General features: G+C 69.6%; 21 protein-coding genes and 2 pseudogenes. 7 read left to right on the top strand and 16 right to left on the bottom strand.

Annotated elements, in window-relative coordinates; genetic code table 11:
* Window positions 1-41: 41 nt before the first annotated feature.
* Window positions 42-431, bottom strand: coding sequence for a hypothetical protein (locus tag GA0115233_RS21630; protein ID WP_141689547.1), 390 nt, complete (start codon window positions 429-431; stop codon window positions 42-44).
* Between the two features lie 570 nt (window positions 432-1001).
* Window positions 1002-2276: a M23 family metallopeptidase gene (locus GA0115233_RS21625; RefSeq protein ID WP_093721926.1), complete on the bottom strand. Its 1275-nt coding sequence runs from the start codon at window positions 2274-2276 to the stop codon at window positions 1002-1004.
* A 202-nt stretch (window positions 2277-2478) separates the two neighbouring features.
* Here GA0115233_RS21625 and GA0115233_RS21620 point away from each other — a divergent pair, with 202 nt between their 5' ends.
* The 3 genes from GA0115233_RS21620 to GA0115233_RS21610 all read left to right on the top strand — a co-directional run bounded on the left by GA0115233_RS21620 (window position 2479) and on the right by GA0115233_RS21610 (window position 5190).
* A complete protein-coding gene (locus GA0115233_RS21620; RefSeq protein ID WP_093721925.1) occupies window positions 2479-4155 on the top strand; it encodes an Eco57I restriction-modification methylase domain-containing protein in 1677 nt (558 codons plus the stop codon).
* A gap of 12 nt (window positions 4156-4167) precedes the next feature.
* On the top strand, window positions 4168-4893 hold the full coding sequence (locus GA0115233_RS21615; RefSeq protein ID WP_093721924.1) for a PaeR7I family type II restriction endonuclease: 726 nt from the start codon (window positions 4168-4170) through the stop codon (window positions 4891-4893).
* 90 nt (window positions 4894-4983) lie between these two features.
* Entirely contained in the window at window positions 4984-5190 is a 207-nt protein-coding gene (locus GA0115233_RS21610) for a DUF4287 domain-containing protein (RefSeq protein ID WP_093721923.1), read from the top strand.
* Here GA0115233_RS21610 and GA0115233_RS21605 read toward each other — a convergent pair.
* The 3 genes from GA0115233_RS21605 to GA0115233_RS21595 form a co-directional block, all read right to left on the bottom strand.
* The gene (locus GA0115233_RS21605; protein ID WP_093721922.1) at window positions 5169-5933 is read right to left on the bottom strand and encodes a TIGR03943 family putative permease subunit; all 765 of its coding nucleotides are present in this window, start codon (window positions 5931-5933) and stop codon (window positions 5169-5171) included. The two genes, GA0115233_RS21610 and GA0115233_RS21605, sit on opposite strands and share 22 nt — an antisense overlap.
* Window positions 5930-6940: a permease gene (locus GA0115233_RS21600; RefSeq protein WP_176711891.1), complete on the bottom strand. Its 1011-nt coding sequence runs from the start codon at window positions 6938-6940 to the stop codon at window positions 5930-5932. Before GA0115233_RS21600 ends, GA0115233_RS21605 begins: the two co-directional genes overlap by 4 nt.
* A gap of 136 nt (window positions 6941-7076) precedes the next feature.
* Window positions 7077-8903 carry a S9 family peptidase gene (locus GA0115233_RS21595; protein WP_093721921.1) on the bottom strand — a complete coding sequence of 609 codons (1827 nt, stop codon included), beginning with the start codon at window positions 8901-8903 and terminating at the stop codon, window positions 7077-7079.
* 130 nt (window positions 8904-9033) lie between these two features.
* Here GA0115233_RS21595 and GA0115233_RS21590 point away from each other — a divergent pair, with 130 nt between their 5' ends.
* Both GA0115233_RS21590 and GA0115233_RS21585 read left to right on the top strand, forming a co-directional pair.
* The gene (locus GA0115233_RS21590; RefSeq protein WP_093721964.1) at window positions 9034-9408 is read left to right on the top strand and encodes a nuclear transport factor 2 family protein; all 375 of its coding nucleotides are present in this window, start codon (window positions 9034-9036) and stop codon (window positions 9406-9408) included.
* A 44-nt stretch (window positions 9409-9452) separates the two neighbouring features.
* Complete coding sequence (locus GA0115233_RS21585) at window positions 9453-10256, top strand: SURF1 family protein (protein WP_176711890.1); 804 nt, start codon at window positions 9453-9455, stop codon at window positions 10254-10256.
* A 352-nt stretch (window positions 10257-10608) separates the two neighbouring features.
* On the opposite strand, the gene GA0115233_RS21580 is transcribed toward GA0115233_RS21585, so the two are convergent.
* The 4 genes from GA0115233_RS21580 to GA0115233_RS21565 form a co-directional block, all read right to left on the bottom strand.
* The gene (locus GA0115233_RS21580; protein ID WP_093721919.1) at window positions 10609-11898 is read right to left on the bottom strand and encodes a hypothetical protein; all 1290 of its coding nucleotides are present in this window, start codon (window positions 11896-11898) and stop codon (window positions 10609-10611) included.
* A complete protein-coding gene (locus GA0115233_RS21575; RefSeq protein ID WP_093721918.1) occupies window positions 11895-12506 on the bottom strand; it encodes a SigE family RNA polymerase sigma factor in 612 nt (203 codons plus the stop codon). The genes GA0115233_RS21580 and GA0115233_RS21575 overlap by 4 nt, the downstream gene beginning before the upstream one ends.
* 511 nt (window positions 12507-13017) lie before the next feature.
* Complete coding sequence (locus GA0115233_RS21570; protein WP_093721917.1) at window positions 13018-14076, bottom strand: aspartate-semialdehyde dehydrogenase; 1059 nt, start codon at window positions 14074-14076, stop codon at window positions 13018-13020.
* Window positions 14076-15353 carry an aspartate kinase gene (locus GA0115233_RS21565; protein WP_093721916.1) on the bottom strand — a complete coding sequence of 426 codons (1278 nt, stop codon included), beginning with the start codon at window positions 15351-15353 and terminating at the stop codon, window positions 14076-14078. Before GA0115233_RS21565 ends, GA0115233_RS21570 begins: the two co-directional genes overlap by 1 nt.
* A gap of 273 nt (window positions 15354-15626) precedes the next feature.
* Between GA0115233_RS21565 and GA0115233_RS41830 the strand changes: the two are divergent.
* Window positions 15627-15713: pseudogene (locus GA0115233_RS41830) on the top strand (Uma2 family endonuclease); the annotation flags it as partial.
* 81 nt (window positions 15714-15794) lie between these two features.
* Here GA0115233_RS41830 and GA0115233_RS21555 read toward each other — a convergent pair.
* From GA0115233_RS21555 to GA0115233_RS21530, 6 genes are all read right to left on the bottom strand, one after another.
* Window positions 15795-16793, bottom strand: a complete 999-nt coding sequence (locus tag GA0115233_RS21555) for a hypothetical protein (RefSeq protein ID WP_093721915.1) — start codon at window positions 16791-16793, stop codon at window positions 15795-15797.
* 285 nt (window positions 16794-17078) lie between these two features.
* Window positions 17079-17369 (bottom strand): DUF397 domain-containing protein, encoded by a 291-nt coding sequence (locus GA0115233_RS21550; protein ID WP_093721914.1) that lies wholly within the window; start codon window positions 17367-17369, stop codon window positions 17079-17081.
* Window positions 17323-18165: a helix-turn-helix domain-containing protein gene (locus tag GA0115233_RS21545; RefSeq protein ID WP_093721913.1), complete on the bottom strand. Its 843-nt coding sequence runs from the start codon at window positions 18163-18165 to the stop codon at window positions 17323-17325. The genes GA0115233_RS21550 and GA0115233_RS21545 overlap by 47 nt, the downstream gene beginning before the upstream one ends.
* A gap of 90 nt (window positions 18166-18255) precedes the next feature.
* Window positions 18256-18918 carry a DUF5063 domain-containing protein gene (locus GA0115233_RS21540; RefSeq protein WP_093721912.1) on the bottom strand — a complete coding sequence of 221 codons (663 nt, stop codon included), beginning with the start codon at window positions 18916-18918 and terminating at the stop codon, window positions 18256-18258.
* Entirely contained in the window at window positions 18911-19510 is a 600-nt protein-coding gene (gene recR, locus GA0115233_RS21535) for a recombination mediator RecR (protein ID WP_093721911.1), read from the bottom strand. The genes GA0115233_RS21540 and recR overlap by 8 nt, the downstream gene beginning before the upstream one ends.
* Before the next feature lie 68 nt (window positions 19511-19578).
* Window positions 19579-19920 carry a YbaB/EbfC family nucleoid-associated protein gene (locus tag GA0115233_RS21530; protein WP_093721910.1) on the bottom strand — a complete coding sequence of 114 codons (342 nt, stop codon included), beginning with the start codon at window positions 19918-19920 and terminating at the stop codon, window positions 19579-19581.
* 253 nt (window positions 19921-20173) lie between these two features.
* Between GA0115233_RS21530 and GA0115233_RS21525 the strand changes: the two genes are divergently transcribed.
* Window positions 20174-20884 carry an SLATT domain-containing protein gene (locus tag GA0115233_RS21525; protein ID WP_093721909.1) on the top strand — a complete coding sequence of 237 codons (711 nt, stop codon included), beginning with the start codon at window positions 20174-20176 and terminating at the stop codon, window positions 20882-20884.
* A gap of 8 nt (window positions 20885-20892) precedes the next feature.
* Here the strand turns inward: GA0115233_RS21525 and GA0115233_RS21520 are convergent.
* A pseudogene (locus GA0115233_RS21520) lies at window positions 20893-21599 on the bottom strand (serine/threonine protein kinase); the annotation flags it as partial.

The raw sequence follows: 21599 nt of genomic DNA, 5'->3' as shown, positions 1-21599 counted from the left end.
ATGACAGCGCCTCATGGGGAAGGCTGGGACCATGTGGCAGGTCAGCCACCAGTGAAGACAGGAACGATCACTGCGGCGATTGCAGAGAGCAGGCCTGACACGGCCAAGAAACCGTTGAACTTCTCTTTCGCGGTCGGGAACACGGCGCGACCGACATTCCCGACCTTCGTCCGCAGCACAATCATCTTGATCTTTTGCCACCGATGTTGGCGATTCCGACACCCCATCAACACGCCATAGGCGTTGTTCCGGCAGTAGGTGCGTCCGTCTCGGTTCACAGCGCCGCACCAAACCGGTACTTGGAACGAGGCGTAGGCGAACACCGCTACAGACAGGGCGGCGACGACCGAGAGGGCCCATTGCTGGCTCCACGCCACGATAAGGGCCCCGACCGCGATGTATCCCCAGTACAAGCGCATGGCTTTCCCCATAGTTGCGAGCGTAGTGGCATATGCGCAGGTCAGACAGCGGTGAGAACCAGCCAGAATAATCGTGATGGCGCACCGTCGTCTCTTGACTTTGGGTGCTGACATCCTGTTCGAGCCGTGTTGAGCGTCCGATGCTGTTCTGCCCTGCTCGGCTCGCTCCAGTTCCTTGGAGCCGGGGGCGCTGACTGCCGTCGACGGCGCGCGGCCACGCTGCTGAACGGACGTGACCCGCCGCCAGCCCACGGCTTGAGACGGACGCGGTGATGAATGCCGGCTCGCCGCGCTGGATGACCTTGCAACGATGCCGGTGGCTGAAGTTTGTGCCGGGTGCGCCGTCTGCGTGTCTAACTGCGTGACAACGCCGACGCACAGCAACGAACAACCGCGGACGTCTGCGGACCGTCGCAGCAGGTGAGAGGCACACCAGCACGAGGTCAAACACCCAACAAGATTCGTTCGGGACGAAGAGGTCGTGGGTTCAAATCCCGCCACCCCGACAGGGAAGCAGCAGATCGCCCAGGCTACTCACGTGAGTAGGCTGGGCGATCTGCTGTTTGCGTGTTCGGAGTGGGGTCAGAACGTCAGTACCTCGCGGTCGAGTGGATAGCGCGCGCGGTGTGGGCCCTCGTACGGGGAGGGTGTGATCGGGAGGACGCCGGTTGGCTGTAGGCCCAGGTTGTCGTCCCAGAGGCGGGGGTCGACCTGGCCGACGACGCGGAACTCGCGGAAGGTGAACGGCGGGCTGTCGGTCGGGAAGAACTCGGCGGTGGTCATCACCTGGAAGTGCAGGTGCGGGGTGGTCGAGTTGCCGCTGTTGCCGATCAGGCCGAGGACCCGGCCGGGTTCGACGCGGTCGCCTTCCCGGACCTTGAGCGAGCCGGGCTTGAGGTGGGCGTAGAGCAGGTAGCGGCCGGGTGCGACCTGCACGGTGACGTGGTTGCCGACGGTGTCCTCGATGGGCGGGATCGGCGGCGTGACGGGTGGCGTGTTGTCCGGGATCCCGTCCTGGACCTCCACCACTCTTCCGCCGGCCGCGGCGACGACCGGCTGCCGGTAGCTCAGGTGGCTGGTGAGCCGCGTGGGGTCGCCTTCCCAGGTCTGTCCTTGCTCTCCGACCCGGTACCAGTCGATCGCGAAGCGCTGCGGAACGTAGAAGCGGCCGTTGATCGGGGCGAGACCGCGCCGGTGGTGGGTGTTCCCGCAGCACGACTCGCTGGAGTACCACGTGCCGGGGCGCACCGGCGCGTTCAGGTTCAGCGGCGCCGTGCGGCCGGTCGGGGTGACCTGGACCGTCTCCTCGAACGGGGAGGAGCCGGAGGGGGTGACGACGGCACCCGAGAGATGGTGTTCGAGGACCTTGGGCACATGCCGACCGCGGTCGAGGGCCAGGTCGAGCCAGATGACCCACCGCTGGGAGCCCGGGATGACGGTCGGTGTCGGCCCCGGGGGTGCCGGGGTGGACCCGTCCGCACCCGGCAGGGGGTCACCCACGGGGTTGGCGGCGTCGGCCAGCGCCTGGCCGCTGAGCGAGCCCACCACCCGGTGTGAGCGGGCGTCCCGGACTTCGACCCGGTCGAGACGCACCTGAGCGCTGGTGGGCAGGGCGTTCGTGGTGAGCAGTTCGTACGAGAGGTGCGTCCTGCCGTCCGTGGCGCGGAACGGCGTCGGTTCGGTCATCACCGCCGCCGTCAGCGGCGTGAACTGCGGGCCGGGTGCCGGACCGGCCACGTCGGTCCCGTATCCCGTTGCCGTTGAGGCCGTCAGCAGGCCCGCTGCGAGCACGGCGGTGACGAGCCCGCGACGTAGCGGGCTCCCGCCGGTGCGGTTGCGAGGGTCGCGCTTTGCCATGGTGCTCTTCCAGTCGTCGGGTCCGGGCCGAGAAGGGCACCGGCACGCCCCGCACCGAGGCGCATGGCCCTGTGTAACTCGGTGACGTGCCGCTCCGAGCCGAGGTCACCGGGGCCACGTCCGAACTACACCCGTCCAGCCCCGTCGACCGGCGAGCCCGCCACCCCGACAGCCGCAGGTCGCGGGCGGTACTGTCCCTTGCGTGGCAACAAGCGCGCTGTTCAGCACCGACGACCTCTCCCTGCCCGAGTCTCTGCAGGAGGCCGTGGAGCACGGAGAGGTATTCACGCGGGCTTGGGTGGTCGAGCTCATTCTGGATCTTCTGGGTTATACGGCGGAGAAGGACCTCTGTGAGCTCAGGCTCGTGGAGCCCGCTTGTGGGGGCGGGGCGTTTTTGGCTGTCGTCGCCTCCAGGGTCAGTGCCTCCTGCCGGGCGCGCCGCCGGCCCATCACCGATGCGGTCACCGCCGTCCGCGCCTTCGACCTGTTGGAGCGGAATGTCGAGCAGAGTCGGGCGTTGGTCGCGGCAACCCTGCGGGGGGAGGGATGGGGGGCGGAGGATGCGACGAAGGTCGCCGAGGCGTGGGTCGGGCGGGGGGACTATCTGCTTCAGGCGGACGCCGGGCACCGTGCCGACTACGTCGTCGGGAACCCTCCGTACATTCGCCTCGAAGACGTTCCCGATGACCGGATGGCTGTCTATCGGCGGTCCTGCTCCACCATGGGGGGCCGCGCCGACATCTATGTCGGTTTCTACGAGGTGGCCCTGCGCAGCCTCAATCCAGGGGGGCGGCTGGGGTTCATCTGTGCCGACCGTTGGATGCGGAATCAGTACGGGCGGCGGCTGCGGCAGCTGGTGACCCGGCACTTCAGCATGGACCTCGCGCTTGTCATGCACGATGTCGATGCCTTTGAGGAGCAGGTTTCGGCGTATCCGGCGATCACGCTCATCTCGAACCGGGCCCAGGGTGCGGCCGTTGCCGCGGATACGAACCGGTCCTTTGGCGCGCAACAGGCTCGGGGCTTTGTCGAGTGGTATCGGGAGGGGGCATCGTCCACGGTCTCCACGGGGGCGTACGAGGCTGCCCGTATGCCTCACTGGTTTCCGGAGGAGGATTCCTGGCCTGCCGCCTCGCCGGCGAGGCTCGCTGTTCTTGAGAAACTCACCGAACGCTTCCGGCTGTTGGAGGACGCCGAGACCGGCACCAAGGTGGGCATCGGTATCGCCACCGGCGCGGACAAGGTCTTCCTCACCAAGGACGCCGGTCTCGTAGAGACGGACCGGCTGTTGCCCATGGCCATGGTGCGTGACACGACCAGCGGCACTGTCGACTGGGACGGTACGTACCTGGTCAACCCCTGGGCTGCCGACGGTGATCTGGTCGACCTCGACGCCTATCCGCGTCTCGCAGCGTACTTCGAGCGGAACAGTGAGGTCCTGCGCAAGCGCTACGTCGCCGTCAAGCAGCCCCATCGCTGGTACAAGACCATCGACAAGGTCGATCACCGGCTCACCCGTCGCCGGAAACTGCTGTTCCCGGACATGAAGTTGAGGATCCATCCGGTCCTCGACGAAGGGGGCTTGTACCCTCACCACAACCTGTACTTCATCGTCTCGGACGTCTGGGACATGCGCGTACTCGGTGGCCTGTTGCTGTCCAAGGTCGCGGAGGCATTCGTGGAGGCGTACGCGGTCAAGATGCGCGGGGGCACCCTCCGGTTCCAGGCGCAGTACCTCCGGAAGATCCGTGTACCGGACCCGGCGGAGATCGGTGAGAGCGACCGAGAGGCCCTCATGGAAGCTTTCCGCAGGCGGGATGTGGAGGCCGCCACCGAGGTCGCTCTGCGTGTCTACGGGCTCGCCGAGCTGCCTGAGTAGGAGGCATGGATCTTGACGGTTACCCGCCAGGACTTCGAGGACGCCGTCGCGGCGTACTGGGGCGCCAAGGAACTGCAGAGGGAACAGTCCGCGATCAAGGCCGCCGTGGGGGCGGGCACAGCGGGTTCCGTGCGGGGTGGCAAGCACTTCGACGCCATCGCAGTCCTGTTGTCCAAGTTCTTCCTCGACGCGGGGTATCCGCCCGAGAGCATTCGGGTCAACAAGTCCCAGGGGCTCGAACTGCCCGGCTACTTCCGGCCGCAGAAGCAGTGGGACCTGGTCGTCGTGCACCGGCACACCCTGGTGGCTGCCTTCGAGCTGAAGGCTCTCGGCGGTCCGTCGTTCGGCAACAACTACAACAACCGGGTCGAGGAAGCGCTCGGCAGCGCCGTCGACCTGCGTCATGCGGCCCTGGCCGAGCTGTATCCGGGCGAGGAGCCCTGGCTCGGGTACTTCTTCATCATGCAGGACGAGGCAGGATCGCGTAGGCCCGTCCGGCCGGCCACAGGCGCCCTGCCGGTGGAGCCGGTCTGGGAAGGCATGTCCTATCAGGAGCGCTTCGGTGTCTTCTGTCAGCGGCTGTTGTCCGAGCGGCTCTACGACGCCGCCTGCTACATCACCTCTTCGGCCGCCGACCCCAAACCGCACGAGCCGGTCGACAGGCTCGACTGGCGTCACTTCTCCGCGGCCATCAATGCCCGTCTGACCTATCTGAAGAGCCTTGGGTTTCCCGGGTAGTTGGGCCTGTGGTTGCCGCACCGATGAGTTCTGGTGGCGGGTGGGGTCCTATACGCGTCACGATCGTTCGCTCGACAGGAGATCTTCGTCATGACCGCTGCCGCCAAGGGGCCCGCCAGCTACTTTCCGTCCATCGAGAAGAAGTACGGGCGGTCGATCGAGGAGTGGATGGGGATCATCAAGGGGTCGCCGCTGGAGAAGCACATGGAGCTTGTGGGGTGGCTCAAGGGGGAGTTCGGGGTGGGGCACGGGCATGCCAATGCGCTGGTTGCCTACTACCGAGCCAGCGCCTCGTAGGGGTCCTTGGGCGGTTTCATCGGGGTTGCCCTTGTCACCTTCAGGTAGGGGATGAGGGCGCCGTTCACCGGGTCCTTCGTTGTTTCCGGGGTGTACGTGCCCTCCACTCGTAGCCAGGTGTCCGGGCGCAGGACCGGGGGGACCTCGCCGGTCAGGGCGATCTTTACCGGTTGGGCGTCCGCCGCGCAGCAGTTCAGGGTCATGCGGACCAGGTATGGGGGGCCCGACGGGGGTGTGGCCACGAAGCCCTCGATGCGCAGGTGACGGTTCTTCAGGGTGCGGCCCTTGTCGTAGGCCGCGCGGGCCGCGTAGTCCGTCAGGGGGAGGGTCAGGGGGTTGTCCGGGGGGAGGGGGTCGTAGGCGTACGGCTCTTGCAGGGCTGTTCCTGCGCGGGTCGCCGTGTAGGAGCCCAGGGCCGGTGGGGCCACCAGGATCAGGGCCAGGATGGGGAGGGTCAGGAGCCAGGTGGTGCGCGGGGGCTTGTGGGGGGTGGGCCTGGTGGTGGTCTTGGTGGGCCCTGAAATTCCGTCGTGCTTTCCGTCGTGCCTTCCGTCGGGCTGTCGGTCTTGCTTTCGGTCGTACCAGAGTGTTGCCAGGGCCGTGGTGATCAGGACCGCCGCCGAGAGCAGGAGCAGGGGGCGCAGGCCCTCCTTCACATAGCGGAGGTACAGGTCTGTGGTGCCCGCGTGGAGCAGGGATGCTCCCAGCAGGAACAGGAGCGCCGACTGGGCCTGGCGGGTCATAGGAGTGCCGTTCCGGTCGCTGTGGAGATGGCCAGGGCCAGGAGGAAGGTCGTCGGGGCGAAGCGCAGGGCGAAGGAGCGGCCGAAGGTTCCTGCCTGCATCGCGATCAGCTTGAGGTCGACCATGGGGCCCACCACCAGGAAGGCGAGCCTGGCCGTCAGGGAGAAGTGGGTCAGGGACGCCGCTACGAACGCGTCCGCCTCCGAGCAGAGGGAGAGCACGACCGCCAGGATTCCCAGGGCGACCACGGCTGCCCAGGGGTTCGCTGCCAGGTCGCTCAGCCAGGACTCCGGCACTGCCGCTTTCAGGGTTGCCGCCGCCATCGCGCCCAGGATCAGGAAGCCGCCCGCGTGCAGTACGTCGTGGCGGACCGAATCCCAGAAGGCCGCTGCCCGGGGCTTGCCCTCGTGGGACGGGTGGGTCGGGGGGCGCAGCCAGTCCGTGCGGCCCAGGCGCAGCCAGAGCCAACCCATCGCGCAGGAGACCAGGAGGCTGGCCACCAGGCGGGCCAGGACCATTTCCGGGGTGTCCGGGAAGGCGACTGCCGTCGCTGTCAGGACTACGGGGTTGATGGCGGGGGCCGAGAGGAGGAAGGCCAGCGCCGCGGCCGGCGGGACTCCTCTGCGGATCAGGGCGCCGGTCACCGGGACCGAGGCGCATTCGCAGCCCGGCAGTACCGCCCCTGCCGCTCCTGCCACCGGGACCGCCAGGGACGGGCGCGTGGGGAGGGCGCGGGTGAAGAACGAGGAGGGTACGAACACCGCGATCGCCGCCGAGAGCAGCACGCCCAGGACCAGGAAGGGCATGGCCTGGACTACGACCGCCACGAACACCGTCGTCCAGGTCTGCATCACCGGGGAGGAGAGGGCTCCTCGCAGGGGGTTTTGAAGCAGGACCGCCAGGATGAGGACGGTGATCAGGGTCAGGGGGGTGCGGTCGGTGGGGCCAGTGGCGGCGGTGGGTTTCGGTTCTTTCTGGGAGGGGCGGGGGCGGGTTGGGGTCGCCAATGGGTCGCGTCTCCCGTGGGATGGGGTGGGGTGCGCGCTGAAGGGCGCCTTCTGCTTCCCTTTCTTACGGGTTGGCGGGAAGGGGCGTTCAAGGGCGCCCTCCCTCCGGTGGGGAAGGCGCCCTTGCCTGTCGGCGTCAGTGGGGCAGGTGGCGGGACGCGAAGTCCAGTTCCAGGCGGACCTGCTTGATGCGTTCGTCCACGACCAGGGAGCCGTGGCCCGCGTCGTAGCGGTACACCTCGTGGGGGGCGTTGCGGGATTCCAGGCGCTTGACGTAGTTGTCGATCTGGCGGATCGGGCAGCGCGGGTCGTTGACGCCCGCCGAGATGTAGACGGGGGCCTTCACCTCGTCGACGTAGGTGATCGGGGACGAGGCCTCGAAACGGTCCGGGACCTCCTCGGGGGTGCCTCCGAGGAGAGTGCGGTCCATCGCCTTCAGGGCCTCCATCTCGTCGTGGTACGCCGTGACGTAGTCCGCGACCGGGACCGCCGCGATGCCCAGGGTCCAGGCGTCGGGCTGGGTGCCGAGGCCGAGGAGGGTGAGGTAGCCGCCCCAGGAGCCGCCGGTGAGGATCAGGCGCGCGGGGTCGGCCAGACCGGAGGTGACGGCCCATTCGCGGACCGCGGCGATGTCCTCCAGCTCGATCAGGCCGACGCGGTGCTTGAGTGCGTCCGTCCAGGCGCGGCCGTAGCCGGTGGAGCCGCGGTAGTTGACCCTGACCACCGCGTAGCCGTGGTCCACCCAGGCCGCGGGGCCCGCCGCGAAGGCGTCGCTGTCGTGCCAGGTCGGGCCGCCGTGGATGGAGAAGACCGTGGGGAGCGGGCCGGTCGCGCCCGCGGGCTTCTGGACCAGGGCGTGGATACGGCCGCCGGGGCCGTCCACCCACACGTCCTCGACCGGGACCGAGCCCGGGGACTTCATGCCGGGCGGGTCCAGGACGACCTTGCCGGTCGTCGAGCGGACCGTCGACGGCTCGGCGGCCGAGGACCACAGGAACTCGACGGTGCCGTCGGGGCGGGGCGTGGCGCCCGAGACCGTGCCCCGGGGGGTGGGGATCCTGGTCAGGGTGTGGGTGGTGAGGTCGTAGCGGAAGAGTTCGCTACGGGCCTCGAAGCTGTGGCCGACCAGCAGGGCCGAGCCGTCGGGGTACCACTCGGCGCTCACGTCGCCGGGCAGGTCCATGGTCAGGTCGGTCTCCTGGCCCGTGGACACGTCCCAGACCAGGGGCTCCCAGCGGCCGCGGCGCTGGTGGCCCACGAGCAGGCGGGTGTCGCCGTCGACCGGGGCGAAGCCGAGGACCTCCAGGCCCAGCTCCTCGGTGCCGCCCTTGGTGTCGTCCAGCTCGGCGACCGTGGTGCCGTCCGGGCGCAGGACGCGCAGGGCGGAGTGCATCGCGTCGCCGTGCTCGGTGTGCTCGATGGCGATCAGCGAACCATCGTGGGAGAGGTCGCCGACGCCCGCCGACTCGCGGTGCCGGTAGAGGACGGCCGGGGGCTCGCCGGTGCGGGCGAGGTGGATCGTGGTGCCCTCGTCGTCCGTGGAGCGGCCCACGATCGCCGTACGGCCGTCGCGGCCGAGGGCCAGGCCCGCCGGGTAGGAGGGGTCCAGGCCCGGCGTGGCCAGTTCGTCCTCGCCGCCGGTGAACGGCTGGCGGCGCCAGACGCCGAACTCGTCGCCGTCCTTGTCGTCGAACCACCAGATCCAGGCGCCGTCCGGGGACAGCACGCCGTCCGTCGTGCCGTTGGGGCGGTCGGTGACCTGGCGCTGCTCGCCGGTGGCGCGGTCCCAGGCGTACAGCTCGTACGTCCCCGTCGCGTTCGACACGAACAGGGAGCGGTCCGGGGCGTCCTCCGCCCAGTCCGGCAGGGACACCCGGGGTGCCCGGAAGCGCTTCTCCCAGTCCGGCAGGTCCCGGTTCTGCTGTTGCTGATCCGGCGCGGCGGACCCGTTGCTCTCAGTCATGGCCCCATAGTGCACGGGATCGCCGACATTGTGTCTGGCCTGGTCCTCAGGCTGTGGATAACTTTCGCGGAGCCCGCTGCGGGGGCGGCTGACGGGGCGGCTGTCAGTGGCAAGGTGCACAGTGGTCGGCATGACGCGACTGCGGAGGAACGTGGAGAAGTTCTGGGCCGCCGCCGAGGCCCGGGACTGGGAGGCGTTCGCGGGGACGCTGGCCGACGATGTGGCGTACGAGGCGCCCATGAGCCGGGAGCGGGTCCGGGGGCGGGAGGCATATGTGCGGTTCAACCGGGAGTTTCCCGGGGACTGGCATGTGCGGGTGGAGCGGGTTGTTGCGGAGGCGGGGGAAGCGGTGTCCTGGGTGCGGGTGACCGACGGGGACGATGTGCATGTGGGGATTTCGTTCTTCCGGGGGGACGGGGAGGGGCGGATTGTCGCGGTCACGGATTTCTGGCCGGAGCCGTATGAGCCGCCGGCCGGGCGGGAGCACCTGACCGAGCGGTACTGAACCCCGCGGGCCGGGTGGGTGGGGGGTGCCCGTACCGTGGTGGCGTGTACCGGTTTCTGCTGACGCCCCGCTGGTGGGGGATCAACCTCTTCGTACTGCTCGCCATCCCCTTCTGTGTCTTCATGGGGTCGTGGCAGCTGGGTCGGTTCGAGGACCGGGTGGCCGATCACCGGAATGCCGAGGAGCGGGTCGCCTCTGCCGAGCGGGAGGCGGCTCGGCCGCTGTCCGAGCTGCTGCCTGTGGACAAGGCGACCGTGGGGAAACAGGTCACGGCCACCGGGCGGTACGCGGATCAGCTGCTGGTGCCCGATCGGGAGCTCGATGGGCGGCGGGGGTTCTATGTGCTGTCGCTGCTGCGGGTCGAGGGGGGTGACGCGCTTCCGGTGGTGCGGGGGTGGGTGCCTGGGGAGGCGGATGCCGCTGCGGTGCCCGATGCGCCTTCGGGGGTGGTGACGGTTACGGGGGCGCTGCAGGCCTCTGAGCAGCCGGGGGAGAACGGGGTGCCGGGGTATGGGGGGTTGCCTCGGGGGCAGGTGGGGGCGATCTCTGCGGCGTCTTTGGTGAACCTTGTGTCGTACGACGTTTATGACGCGTGGGTGACCTTGAATTCCGGGGACGGGGGGATGGCGGCCGTGCCGGTGAGTGTGGCTCGGGATTCGGGGCTGGATCTGAAGGCGTTCCAGAACCTTGGGTATACCGGGGAGTGGTTTGTCTTCGCCGGGTTTGTGGTTTTTATGTGGTTCCGGCTATTTCGGCGTGAGGTTGAGTTTGCGCGGGATGCGGAGTTGGGGTTGGTGGAGGCGGGGGGTTCTGAGCGGGTGGGGTCTGAGCCGGGGGTTGGGGTCTGACCTGGGTCTGGGTGCCGGTGATTAACGGTGCCGTTGATTGACGGTGCCGGTGATTAACGGTGCCGTTGTTTGACCGGTGCCGTCGGTTGGTGGCGCCGTGGGGGTGGGTTCGCTCGCCCGCGCTGGCGGGGTGCCGCTGCGCCCACCCGTGCCGCCCCAGCGGCACGACTGCCCGCAGCTACGTCGGTTGCCCGCAGCTATGTGGGTTGGGCCCCCGGTCCTGCGGCTGGCTGCAGCTACGTAGGTTGGGCCGGCGCCGCCCGTACGGCTGGCTGCAGCTAGGTGGGGTGGGGCGTGCCGCTGTCCGGGGCGACGTCGTGCCGCTGCCCGTCGGCGCGGGCGCCCTGGGTCGTTACGCGCCCGCCAGTACTCCCGTCCAGTACACCGTGCCCGCGCAGGCGTTGGGGATGGTTGTCTGGGCCGGGGGGGAGCCCGGGTCCGGGGTGTTGGTGATGGTTACCGTGCCGTCCGCCGGGCCGTCTGCTGTGAGGAGCTGGGTGGAGGTGCCGGTGTCGCCGCCGGTGGAGGTGCCGTCCGTGGTGCCCGTGCCGGAGGACGGGGTGGGGTCGGGGCTCGGGTCGCCGCCGCCTCCGACCGTGCCGCCGGTGTTGCCGCCCGTCGTGGGGCACGTCTCCGACGGGACCCACGCGAACTTCACCTCGTACGCCGTGCCCGGCTGGAGGATCAAGGACGTCAGTTCCTCGGACGGGTCCGGCAGGGACGTCGCCGGGTCGCCCGAGGTGTGCCGGGCCTGCGACAGCTTCGTCGGGTCCGCCGCCCCTCCGGGGACCACGCTCAGCGTGCCAGGGCTGGTGACCGTACACGCCGACGTCGAGGCGTTCGAGAAGCGGAACGTGCCGTAGACGGCGCCGCCCTGGTCCTGCGTGCCCGCGCTCGCCCCGGCGACCGTCAACTGCTCGGCCGTACAGACCGCCCCGCCCGCGTCGGTCGTCGCCTGCGGGTCCGCCGAGCCGCCCGACGGGTCGCCGCCGGTCTGCTCGCCGCCGGTCTCCTTCTTCCCGCCGCCCGGGTCCGTCTGCTCCGACTTGTCCGCGGCACCCGCCGACGAGCCGTCCCCCGCGTCGGGGTCCAGGCCCTGCGTGGCGCCGCCCTGCGCGTGGGTGCCGTGTCCCGCGACCGACGGGTTGGCCCCGGACCCGGTCGACTGCGACACGTGCACCAGCGCCGGGACCGCCGTACCGACGAACAGCGCCGCCGCCGCCATGCCGACCAGCGCCTGGCGCTTGCGTGCCCGCCGGGCCGGCACCGCGCGCCGAAGATGCTCCAGCGTGCCCTCACGCGGTTCGATGTCCTGCACCGCGTCCTGCAGCAGCTGCCGCAGGTCCGACTCGTCCAGGTTCGGGGCGTCGTCCGAGCCGGTGCCGCCCGGCTCGTCCGTCCCCCGGACCGCGGCCCTCAGCCGGTCGAGACCGTCGAAGCCGCCGGAACCGCCGGAACCGCCGGAACCGCCAAGATCCTTGGCGGCGGCATCCCGGCCCGTCGGCTTCGACGGCACCCGCGCCTCGTTCTCGCTCAGGCCGTCCGGGCCGTCGTTCACCGTCTCGTTCCCACCGTGCGATTGCTCAGGCGTCCGGTCGTCCCCGGGGACGTGGCGCCGCCGTTCGTCGTGGTCGGCGCTCATGCCGGCGCCTCCATCGCGACCCGCAGCGCCGCGATGCCGCGCGAGCCATATGCCTTCACCGAGCCCAGCGACAGGCCGAGGGTCTCGGCGACCTGGGCCTCGGTCATGTCGGCGAAGTAGCGCAGCACGAGGACCTCGCGCTGGCGCCGTTGCAGACCCTTCATGGCCTTGATCAGGGAGTCGCGCTCCAGCTGGTCGTAGGCGCCCTCCTCCGCGCTCGCCATGTCCGGCATCGGCTTGGAGAGCAGTTTCAGGCCGAGGATGCGGCGGCGCAGGGCCGAGCGGGAGAGGTTGACGACCGTCTGGCGCAGGTAGGCCAGGGTCTTCTCCGGGTCCCGGACCCGCTTGCGGGCGGAGTGGACGCGGATGAAGGCCTCCTGGACGACGTCCTCGCAGGAGGCGGTGTCGTCGAGCAGGAGCGCCGCGAGCCCCAGCAGCGACCGGTAGTGGGCGCGGTAGGTCTCGGTGAGGTGGTCGACCGTCGTACCGGCGGCCGCCGTCTCCTCGGCGTAGGACGTCTCGGAGCCGTCGCGCTGACTGGGGATGCGGGTGGGCCGCGCTGCGGGCATGGGTGCGATCACCGGCATGCCGCCGGGCGTACCGGACATGCGGGGTCGGCGGTAGGGGCGCGGCGGACGGAGAGCCGTGCCGCGCGCCGCAGGGAAGTCGAGTACCTCTGCCACGCCAGTTGGACACGTCTACCCCCGAGAGGGTTGTACGTGCCGGACGTCACTTTTGCGTCAGGCAGCTCGGCTGATGGCGCCTCACATGCACTCATGCGTCCCGCTCTTCCCCTATGTCCCATATGAACGGACGTCCCCACGCCCTGCCCACGGCGTCCCCACGCCTACCCGTGGCGTCCGCACGCCCTACCCGTGGCATCCGTACGCCCTGCCCCGGGCGTCCCCACGCCCGAAAACGCGCCCGCGCGCCCACCGACAGGCGACCGCAAAGACGCTCCCCGCCCTCCGCGCGGTTGCGGGGGACGGGGAGGAAATCTTCGAACGCCGAAGAGGTCCTGTTCAAGTGGCACGGACCATTATCCGACGCACATCTTTCACGCAGATCCTACAAACGTTTCGCGGCAGGCCCCCGGAGTTTTCCGGCCAAGGGTCACGCTCACGAAAACTCCGTCGCCACCAGTTCGGCGATCTGCGCGGTGTTCAGCGCCGCTCCCTTGCGCAAGTTGTCGCCGCAGACGAAGAGTTCGAGCGCGGTCGGGTCGTCCAGGGCCCGGCGCACCCGGCCCACCCAGGTGGGGTCGGTGCCCACCGCGTCGGCGGGTGTGGGGAACTCCCCCGCCTCCGGGTTGTCGAACAGGACGACTCCGGGGGCTGTGGCGAGGATCTCGCGGGCCCGCGCGACGGTGACCTCGTCCTCGAAGCGGGCGTGCACGGTGAGGGAGTGCGTGGTGATCACCGGGACGCGGACGCAGGTGACGGCCACGGGCAGCTTCGGCAGGCCGAGGATCTTGCGGGACTCGTCCCGTACCTTCATCTCCTCCGACGACCAGCCGTCCTCGCGGCAGGTCCCGGCCCAGGGCACGACGTTCAGCGCGACCGGCTCCGGGAACGGCCCGGTGTCGTCGCCCACGGCCCGCCGGACGTCGCCGGGGCTGGTGCCCAGCTCGGTTCCGGCGACCAGCGACAACTGCCGGCGCAGGGTCTCCACGCCGGCCCGGCCCGCGCCGCTGACCGCCTGGTAGGAGGAGACCACCAGCTCGCGCAGGCCGAACTCGGCGTGCAGGGCGCCGAGCGCCACGATCATGGAGAGGGTCGTGCAGTTGGGGTTGGCGATGATGCCGCGCGGCCGGGTCCGGGCCGCGTGCGCGTTGACCTCGGGGACGACCAGCGGCACCTCCGGGTCCATGCGGAAGGCACCGGAGTTGTCCACGACCACCGCGCCGCGCGCGGCGGCGATCGGGGCCCAGTGGGCGGCGACCTCGTCGGGTACGTCGAACATGGCGACGTCGACCCCGTCGAAGACCTCCTCGGCCAGAGCCACGACCTCGACCTCCTCGCCGCGCACGGCCAGCTTGCGGCCGGCCGAGCGCGGTGAGGCGACCAGGCGGATCTCGCCCCAGATGTCCGCGTGCTGGGACAGGATCTGGAGCATCACCGTGCCGACCGCTCCGGTCGCTCCCACGACCGCGAGTGTCGGCCGTCGGGTGCCGGACATCAGCGGCCCGTGCCTCCGTAGACGACGGCCTCGTCGCTGTCGGAGTCGAGCCCGAAGGCGGTGTGCACGGCGCGTACGGCCTCGTTGACGTCGTCGGCGCGGGTGACCACCGAGATACGGATCTCCGAGGTGGAGATCAGCTCGATGTTCACGCCCGCGTCGGACAGCGCGGTGAAGAAGTCCGCGGTGACGCCCGGGTTGGTCTTCATACCGGCGCCGACCAGGGAGATCTTGCCGATCTGGTCGTCGTAGCGCAGCGAGTCGAAGCCGATGCCGTGCTTGTTCTTCTCCAGGGCGTCGATGGCCTTGCGGCCCTCGGCCTTGGGGAGGGTGAAGGAGATGTCCGTCAGCCCGGTGGAGGCGGCGGACACGTTCTGCACGATCATGTCGATGTTGATCTCGGCGTCCGAGATCGTCCGGAAGATCGCGGCGGCCTCGCCCGGCTTGTCCGGCACGCCGACGACCGTGATCTTGGCCTCGGAGGTGTCGTGCGCGACACCGGAGATGATGGCCTGCTCCACCTTCTTGTCCCCTTGCTGAATCGGCTCGCTGCTGACCCAGGTGCCCTTGAGCCCGCTGAAGCTGGAGCGCACATGGATCGGGATGTTGTAGCGACGGGCGTACTCCACACAGCGGTGGAGCAGCACCTTCGACCCGGAGCTGGCCAGCTCCAGCATGTCCTCGAAGGAGATCCAGTCGATCTTCTTCGCCTTCTTCACCACGCGCGGGTCGGCGGTGAACACGCCGTCCACGTCGGTGTAGATCTCGCAGACCTCGGCGTCGAGGGCGGCGGCCAGGGCGACGGCGGTGGTGTCGGAACCGCCGCGGCCGAGCGTGGTGATGTCCTTCTTGTCCTGGCTGACGCCCTGGAACCCGGCGACGATGGCGATGTTGCCCGCGTCCAGGGACTGCCGGATCCGGCCCGGCGTGACATCGATGATCCGGGCTTTGTTGTGGACCGAGTCGGTGATGACACCGGCCTGGCTGCCGGTGAAGGACTGGGCCTCGTGGCCCAGGTTTTTGATCGCCATGGCCAGCAGTGCCATGGAGATCCGCTCCCCGGCGGTCAGCAGCATGTCGAACTCACGCCCCGCAGGCATCGGGGATACCTGCTCGGCGAGATCGATCAGCTCGTCCGTCGTGTCGCCCATCGCGGAAACGACGACGACCACTTGGTGGCCGTTCTTCTTCGCTTCCACGATCCGCTTGGCGACGCGCTTGATGCCCTCGGCATCGGCTACGGAGGAGCCTCCGTACTTCTGCACGACAAGGCCCACGTGCGCTCCTCGCTCAGTCCGTGTGTGTCGGCTCAGTTTAACGAGCGCGGGAATTTCACCTTCTTGGTATCGCATCGTGAGATTCCGGCGCCCAGGTCAGCGCATGCCCGGCAATGCCGGTCGGGAAAAGTGCGACGCGTCACAGGGCGCAGGGATTCTCAGTCCGCGAATTCCTTGAGGGGCTCCGTGTCGAGCGTGATGTTCACCGGGTCCGGGAGCTGGACGGCGGCACCGAAGGGCAGCTTCTCCGTGTGCCGGTAGCGGCGGTCCTTGATGTCCGTCGAGGAGTTCGAGGAACTGGAACGCCATGCGCCGGAGACCGTGCGGCTGGAGTTCATCAAGGGAAAGGTCCAGGTCAAGGCAGCGGCCGGTCTTCGGTCCTGGGGGTCATGGCGTCGCCTCCTTGGCTCCATGGTGCCCCGACCGAAACCTGCCGCACCCTCACCGCAGCCCCGCCGCGCGGCGCAGTGCCTCGACGCGCTCGGTGACGTCGATGGGCTCGGTGACGTCGATGGGCTCGTCGACGCCGGGCAGACTGTCGCCGGCGCGCGGGCCGGGGAGGAACGTCGGTGGGACGTACCCGGGCTCGGGGCCTTCCGCCTCGATCTCCGCCAGGCAGTCGCGGCACAGGCCGTTCACGATCTCGGTCGTCCGCTCGTCCCGGTCGCACAGCGGACAGAACATGAGCACGCGGGTCACCCGGCCACGGCGGGCCGTCCTCTGCCGGATCTTCGCCTTCTTCGGGGGCATCTTGTTCTCCAGTCGGGTGCGGGCGAGTCCGCCCGGGTTGGTGACGGCGGGCGGCAGCCCTTCCGTCAGGGCCTTGACGAGGTCGCGCGGCGACGCGCCACGGGACAGCCATTCGGCGGCGAGCGGTTCGAGGGAGCGGCAGTCGCGCTCGGACAGCGGCATACGGTCGTCGGCGGCGCGCACGTCCGCGAGGGCCTGGTAGGCAGTGCTCGGCTGCTCGGCCGGTTCCTCATCTGGCTCCGGCACCGCATCCGGCTCCGGCACCACGTCCGGCTCCGGCTCCGGCTCTTCGTTCGGCTCGCCGCGGACCAGACCCGACATGTACTCCTCGGTCACGTCCTTGCCGTGCCGCTCCTCCGCGAACTTCGCCCACCACTCCGGCGACCGGGGCGTGCGCTGCCAGTACGTACGCGTCACCCAGCGCATCGAGTTGTCCTCGATGGTGATGTGCTCCTTGATCCAGCGCAGGTGGCCGGCGGCCGTGATGCGGCCCAGTGACGTGCGCACGGCCTGCTGGCCGTAGCGGGGGTGGCCGGCCGCGATGGCCTTGTAGCCCATCGCGTGGCCCTCTTCGAGGTGGTCGACGAAGACGGCGATCTCGCGGTCCCGGAGGCTCAGATGTGCGAAGTCCGGGTCGGCGTGCGGGTCTTCGTCACCTGCGGAGCGTTTGCCGTAACCCGTTTTGGCCATCGGGTGGGACGGGGACGGCAGTGCGGCGCTAGGGTTGTCGTAAGCCACGATCGAAGGTCCGATTCGCTCGTCGGTTAGGCCCCGGAGCCGGTGTTGGCGCACCGACCGGGGCCGATCTATGTGCCGCGAACCTAGGGCGGCATCACGCTGCGAAGCAAGTTGTTCACAGAACGTCACTCATTTGAGGTACGACGCCTCAACTCACCTTCAGACTTGGCTGGTTGGTTGGTTTTCAACCAAAAACCCACATCCCGAAAACCCATGGAAGGGCTCGGGGCCCGAGGCTCAAGCTCCGGGCCGACCTGCGGAAACTCCGGAGAGGAAAGCCGCCCAGGCAGGGGCGGCGAGGTGGAGTTCAGGGCCCGTCGGCGTCTTGGAGTCACGGACGTGGATGCGGGTGGCGAACGCTACTTCGACGCTGTTACCGCCCTCACTGTCGCTGTAGCCGGACTTGAACCAGTCGAGCGCGACCTCGACGCAGGCACCGCCCTCGTTGTCGCTGTAGCTGGACTTGAACCACTTCCGCTGGTCAATCACGGCTGTCCACCATCCGCTCGATGAATTGGGCCGACTCATCGGGCCCGAGAGCCTGCGTGCGGATCATGCTAAGCCGCTCGGTGACCCGGCTGACAACCCCCGGATCAGCCGAAAGCTCGCTGGCGAATGGCCCTTCGGAGAAAGCGCATCGCTCGTGGTCACGGGTCTCCAGCAGCACCATGGAACCCAAGAGCGCATCGCTGATGGCTCGTTCGAAGGGAAGCACCTGCAACACGACGTTCCGCAGCTGCCCCACCTCCAACAGGTGGCGCAGCTGTGCGGCGTTCACCTGCGGTGCGCGGAGTACAGCCTCGTACAGGACGAAGCTCAAACCCACCGGCGGTTTCCGTTCGGTGAGGATCAACTGCCGTTCCATGCGACCCGCGACGCGCTCTTGCACCGTCTCCTCGTCCAGAGGCGGGATGCGGCTGTCGATGAGGGCACGCGCGTACTCCTCCGTCTGCAACAGCCCGGGTACGAGCGAGACGTCGTACCACCAGACGTTGGTCGCCTCCCTCTCCCGCTCCATGAAGTCCTGCGCCCGCGCCGGAAACCGTTCGCGGTCCAGGAACTGCTTGCCCGCGCTCAACATGCCTTCCGCGCCGCACAGTTCATCGGCGATGTCGAGGACGCGCGGCGTCGGCCGGCGTACCCCGCGTTCCATCGACATGATGGTTTCCGGGGAGTAGTTCGCAGCGGAGGCGAGCTGTTCGCGGGTGATGTCCGCCTTGATGCGCCAGCGTTTCATCTGGTCGCCGCTGTAACGCCAGGCGACCGGCGGCTGGGAGTTGGAGTTGGACTTGGTGTTGGACTTGGAGCTGTTCCGACCCGACATCGCGGCCCCCAGGGGTGATACGCCGTCGACTACCCAGCGTAGTTCCGCTCTCCCTGTCAGGGGGCCGGTTCGCGGTGATCCGGTCGGGTCCTACTTCGCCGGGCGGCCCAGGCCCAGCGGCCCCGCGATCTCCTCCGCCATCACGCGGCCCGCCTCGAACTCCAGGGTGTCGTCGCCCATGGACTGGTCGGTGTCCAGGCCGTCCAGCTCCTCCAGGGGCTGGTTCAGGCGGACGTGGGCCAGGACGGACTGGAGGGCGCGCAAGGTGGCCGAGGCGGTGGAGCCCCAGTTGGAGAAGTAGGAGAACTGCCACCACCACAGCGCCTCCGTGGTGCGGCCCGCGCGGTAGTGGGCCATGCCGTGGCGCAGGTCGGTGATGACGTCGGCGAGGTCGTCGGAGATCCGGGCCGGTACGGGCGCCTTGCGGGGCTCGTACGGGTCGAAGACCTCCGAGTAGACGTCCACCGGCTCCAGCAGCCGGGCCAGCCTCTCGCGCAGTTCGTCCACGTCCGGCTCCGGGCCGAGGTCCGGCTCGTAGCGCTCCTCGGGGACGATGTCCTCGTGCGCGCCCAGCCGGCCGCCGGCCAGCAGCAGTTGGGAGACCTCCAGCAGCAGGAAGGGGATCGCCGACTCCGGTTCGTCGCCCTTCGCCACCTCCATGACGGCGACGAGGAAGCTCTCTACCTGGTCCGCGATCTGGACCGCGAAGTCGTCCGGGTCCTGGTTCGTCGCGTGCAGCGTGGCGTCAGACATCTAGGAGTCGTCTCCCCTCGAAGGCGCGGCCGAGAGTGACCTCGTCCGCGTATTCCAGGTCGCCACCCACCGGGAGGCCGCTGGCCAGGCGGGTGACCTTGAGGCCCATGGGCTTGATCATGCGGGCGAGGTACGTGGCCGTGGCCTCGCCTTCCAGGTTCGGGTCCGTGGCCAGGATCAGCTCGGTGACCGTCCCGTCGGCCAGTCGCGCGAGGAGTTCCCTTATCCGCAGGTCGTCGGGGCCCACGCCCTCGATGGGGCTGATCGCGCCGCCCAGGACGTGGTAGCGGCCCCGGAACTCACGGGTGCGCTCGATGGCGACCACGTCCTTGGGCTCCTCCACCACGCAGATCACCGAGGCGTCGCGGCGCGCGTCCCGGCAGATGCCGCACAGCTCCTCCTGCGCGACATTGCCGCAGGTCGCGCAGAAGCGGACCTTCGCCTTGACCTCCATCAGGGCCTGCGCGAGACGCCGTACGTCGGTCGGTTCCGCCTGGAGGATGTGGAAGGCGATCCGCTGCGCGCTCTTGGGACCGACGCCGGGCAGCCGACCCAGCTCGTCGATCAGGTCCTGGACCACGCCTTCGTACAACGGACTGCCGTCCTTCCTGGGGTTCCTTCACTACGTACCGTAGAGGGCCGCGGCCCGTCTCCGAAAGGTCAGAAGGGGAGGCCGGGGATGCCGCCACCGCCGAGGCCCTGGGCGAGCGGGCCGAGCTTCTGCTGCTGGAGGGTCTGGGCGTTCTGGTTGGCCGCCTGGACGGCCGCCACGATCAGGTCGGCGAGGGTCTCGGTGTCCTCCGGGTCGACCGCCTTCGGGTCGATCTTGAGAGAGCGCAGCTCACCGGCGCCGGTGACGGTCGCCTTGACCAGGCCGCCGCCCGCCTGCCCGTCGACCTCGGTCCTCGCCAGTTCCTCCTGGGCGTTCGCCAGGTCCTGCTGCATCTTCTGGGCCTGCTGGAGCAGCTGCTGCATGTTGGGCTGGCCACCACCGGGGATCACGATCAGCTCCTTGTCGTCTGGCTTCTGGAACGAGCCTACGTGGTCCGCCCACCCGTCGCCCCGGCACTCTTTCGAGTGAGGCGATGGGGAGCCCTATACCTGATCAAGCGCCCCTTCCGAGCGTAAAAGCCGCCAAAGCCGCCTCTTCGCCACCCGTTGGGCGGTAGGAAGGTTCGGCGCAGAAGTCGGCCGTCACGGAGTGTGACGGAAGGTGATCGGTCGGAGCAGGTTCGGATCAGGTAGGGAGTACCGGGTGGGTCAGCCGGAGATGCAGCCCGAGTATCCACCGGGCGATCTGACGGGGCGGGCGTTCCCGCCGGGCGACTGGGGCGAGCCCGCGGTACGGCTGGACGAGCTGTACCAGTGGGTGGAGCGGGGGGCTCTCGACACGGCGGCCTGGTATCTCGCGGACCGGGTGTGGAAGCGGCGCGGGGCCCGCGTACTGCGCGGTGGCGCGGCGCTGGGCGCGGTCGCCGGGGCGGCGCTGCCGCTGCTGGACCTGACCGGGGCGATGGGCGGGGTCGCGCCCTGGGGGTATCTGGCGCTGCTGCTGGCCGTCTCCTGCGTGGGGGTGGACCGCTTCTTCGGCGTCACCTCCGGGTGGATAAGGGACGTGGCCACGGCGCAGGCGGTGCAGCGGCGGCTGCAGGTACTCCAGTTCGACTGGGCCTCGGAGAGCGTCCGCGAGGTGCTGGGCCCCGCGGAGGGCACGGCGAGCGAGGCGGCCGAGCGGTGCCTCGGGGTGCTGCGGCGGTTCTCCGACGACGTGACCGAGCTGGTGCGCACCGAGACCGCGGAGTGGATGGTCGAGTTCCGCACCGGTCAGGCTCCGATGGGCATCCAGGGCGCGGTGGCGGGCGGCTCCCGCCAGGACGGCACGGTCGTGCACGGCCGCTTCCCCCTGCCGCCCGGCGGCACGGCCCGCCCGAACATGCCCCGGCAGCGGCCGCCGGAGCCCCGGTAGCCGGTCCTCTACTCGCGGGTGTACGTCAGCTTCTCCCCCGTCTGCGTGTTCACCCGCTCCAGGCTGCCGTCGCCGAGGAGCGTGAGCGTGGTGGCGGCGCCGGGGGTGCAGGACGAGGCCGGTTCGCCGACGGTGACGATGGACGGCCCGATCGCCAGCGAACCGCCCCCTGCGGGCTCCTCGGCCAGCGACGCCTGGAAGACGCAGTGGTAGTCCGCGCCGTCCGCGACCAGTGAGAGCACGGTGTCGCCCACTTCGCCCTGCTGGATGGTCAGCCTTCGGGTGTGGAGCCCGGAGGCGTTGTCGATCGTCGTGGACCAGGTGCCGAGGTACCCGGCCGGGATGGTCCCGTCCCCGGACGGGGAGGGCGAGGTCGACGGGCTCGGCCCGCCGCTCGTCGGCCCCGGTGTGACCGGCGCGCTCGACTGCACGGTCGGACTCGGCGAGCCCCCGCTGCCCCGGCCCTCGGTGCCGTCGTCGTCGGAGCTGTTCATCAGGGCGTACACCGAGCCCCCTGCGGCCACCGCCACGATCAGCGCCACGGCGAGCAGCAGCGCCGTGGAACGCCCGCGGCGCGGCCCCTCGGGCGGCGGCATGCCCGGCCCGTACGGCGGGGTGGAGCCGTAGGGCGGGGTGGAGTAGGACGGCGGCGGGGGCTGGTAGGAGGGGTGCGGATAGCCGTACGGCGCGGGCGCGGCGGCGGGGTGCGGCGCCC

This window comes from Streptomyces sp. DI166, from assembly GCF_900091315.1.
Taxonomy (GTDB): Bacteria; Actinomycetota; Actinomycetes; order Streptomycetales; family Streptomycetaceae; genus Streptomyces; species Streptomyces fuscus.
The sequence above is the reverse complement of the archived record's forward strand: the minus strand, read 5'-3'. Positions and strand labels throughout refer to the sequence as shown.